At 43.0% G+C, this 2291-nt stretch carries 2 protein-coding genes; both read right to left on the reverse strand.

The features are described 5' to 3' along the window. Window positions 1-290 precede the first annotated feature (290 nt). Entirely contained in the window at window positions 291-944 is a 654-nt protein-coding gene (locus L4D19_RS30070; RefSeq protein ID WP_428455449.1) for an HNH endonuclease, read from the reverse strand. Continuing rightward, window positions 938-1105, reverse strand: coding sequence for a hypothetical protein (locus tag L4D19_RS30075; protein WP_428455450.1), 168 nt, complete (start codon window positions 1103-1105; stop codon window positions 938-940). The genes L4D19_RS30070 and L4D19_RS30075 overlap by 7 nt, the downstream gene beginning before the upstream one ends. Window positions 1106-2291 lie beyond the last annotated feature (1186 nt).

Consider the following 2291-nt stretch of genomic DNA (forward strand, 5'->3'; position numbering starts at 1 on the left):
GCCTTTCACAGCGGTGTATCGAAGAAGCTAGAAATATATATTGCCATCGTCAGAGGCAACAAAGAACAGAACAACCTGCATTTCTCCGAACGTTAAGGACAGCCCTACGATGAACGAATGATCTAAGATTTCCCGTTCTTGGGCGATGAGGTTACGACCAGATCCAAAAGCAGGCTTTTCTCATGCCTAATGCCTAATGCCTACAATAAGGTGCCCCGCACGAAACTAACAAAGCGCACTGAACTTCATACCAAAACCGCCGAGTGTAACGGGTCACCTTGATTGTTTTGTTAGGCATTTTTAAAGAGGTTTTCTCGATGCCACTCTAAATAAACTTGATGGGCTTTATTTATAAACCTCAGACTCATATGAGTATTAATACCCAACAGATTGGCATCATCTAAAATCTCGCGAGATATTAGGATATTCCCCGTACTATCGAATGTTATAAAACCTTTATCAAAGGCCTTATCTAAATTCGGGGTTAAAAGTAAACCATTATATACATCTAACTTTTCGACATTATTAGATTTTACCCAAGGTCTAATATGGGAAGCAATTAAAAAGTCACTTTGTGAAACATTTGTCACAGAACAACCGCCCCACATTTCAACTAATTTACGACGAAAACTCCCTTGACCAACACGTACGTCAACCAAAGCTTGTCGAACAGTTTCTAATTCCTTTGCGTAAACGAAATCCTCTAAACCATCAACCTTTAAAAATTCATCACCCAAGATATAACTCACAAATTGAATCACAGATTCTACATCATCAAAGTCAACGGCGATACCAAAGTGTATAGGTTCAGCTCCTCTATGCAGCCGTTTTTCGAAAGCGGTCAAACTTGTAGAATGATGAAATTCATTAAAGTTTGGTTTAATTCCTTCGAAAAGGTATGCTAATTGTTCTAACACCGCTTGATAGCTATCATGTACTACCAAAGGCTCTTTTTTGACATAATTGACTTTTGTATTGCCACTCGGTTTTTTATATAAACCGGATAATCTAATTTATGATGTTCAAGCCGAATGGATTTAATACTATTTGGTTTTTCTACAAAACCTAAAGCTAATAAGACTTTTTCTATTTCTACTGAATTCATATTAATACTTAATTTTTGATTTAATGCCTAACGCTTGCAATAAGGTGCCCCACACAAAACCAGCAAAACACGCCAAGCTTCATACCAAAACCGCCGAGTGTAACGGGTCACCTTGATTGCTTTGTTAGGCATTTCCACATATGAAATCACTGCTTGGCCGATGAACTTTCAGCATTCTTCGCCGCCAGCCATGGGATACAGCATACATGAATATTAACGGAACATGATTACTAACAGCAACTTAAAGCCAGCTACACTTGCATGACATCCTGATGAGATGCTAATCGAGGCTGCGCCACTGGACTGATGGGTTGAGTTGACGACAAGCCTTTCACAGCGGTGTATCGAGGAAGCTAGGAATGTTAATTGCCAGCGTTTGGGGCAGCAAAGAACGGAGCAACCTGCATTTCCCAGAACTTTAAGGACAGCCCTACGATGAACGAATGGCCTAAGTTTTCCCGTTCTTGGGCGACGCGGTTACGACCAGATCCAAAAGCAGGCTTTCCCATGCCTAACGCCTGCGATAAGGTGCCCCACACTCAACCAACAAAGTACACTGAACTTCATACCAAAACCGCCGAGTGTAACGGGTCACCTTGATTGCTTTGTTAGGCATTTCCACTTGCGGCATTCCTACTTGACCGGCCAACTCTCAGCGCAGTCCGCCGCCAACCATGGGATACAGCAACAAAGAACCTTAACGTAACATAAATACTTTCAACACCTTAAAGCCAGCTAAACTTGCATGACAACCTTATGAGGTGTTAATTGTGGCTGCATCACCAGGCTGACAGGTTGAGTTGTCGACAAGCCTTTCACTGCGGTGCAACGAGGAAACTAGGAACGCTTATTGCCATCGTCTGAGGCAGCAAAGAACGTAGCAACCTGCATATCCCTGATCTTTAAGGGCAGCCTTACGATGAACGAGTGGCCTAAGATGTCCCGTTCTTGAGCGATGCGGTTACGACCAGATCAATAAGCAGGCTTTTTCGATGCCTAACGCCTGCAATAAGGTGCCCCGCGCTGAACTATCAAAGCACACTGAACTCCATACCAAAACCGCCGAGTGTAACGGGTCACCTTGATTGCTTTGTTATGCAACTCCATCCATTAATACGATCACACTTGGCCAAAAGCCTTTCCACGTATGATGAGTCTGCGACATACAGGCAACAAGCGCAGGCCC

It is taken from the genome of Photobacterium kasasachensis (genome assembly GCF_050336885.1).
In the GTDB taxonomy this organism is placed as follows: domain Bacteria; phylum Pseudomonadota; class Gammaproteobacteria; order Enterobacterales; family Vibrionaceae; genus Photobacterium; species Photobacterium kasasachensis.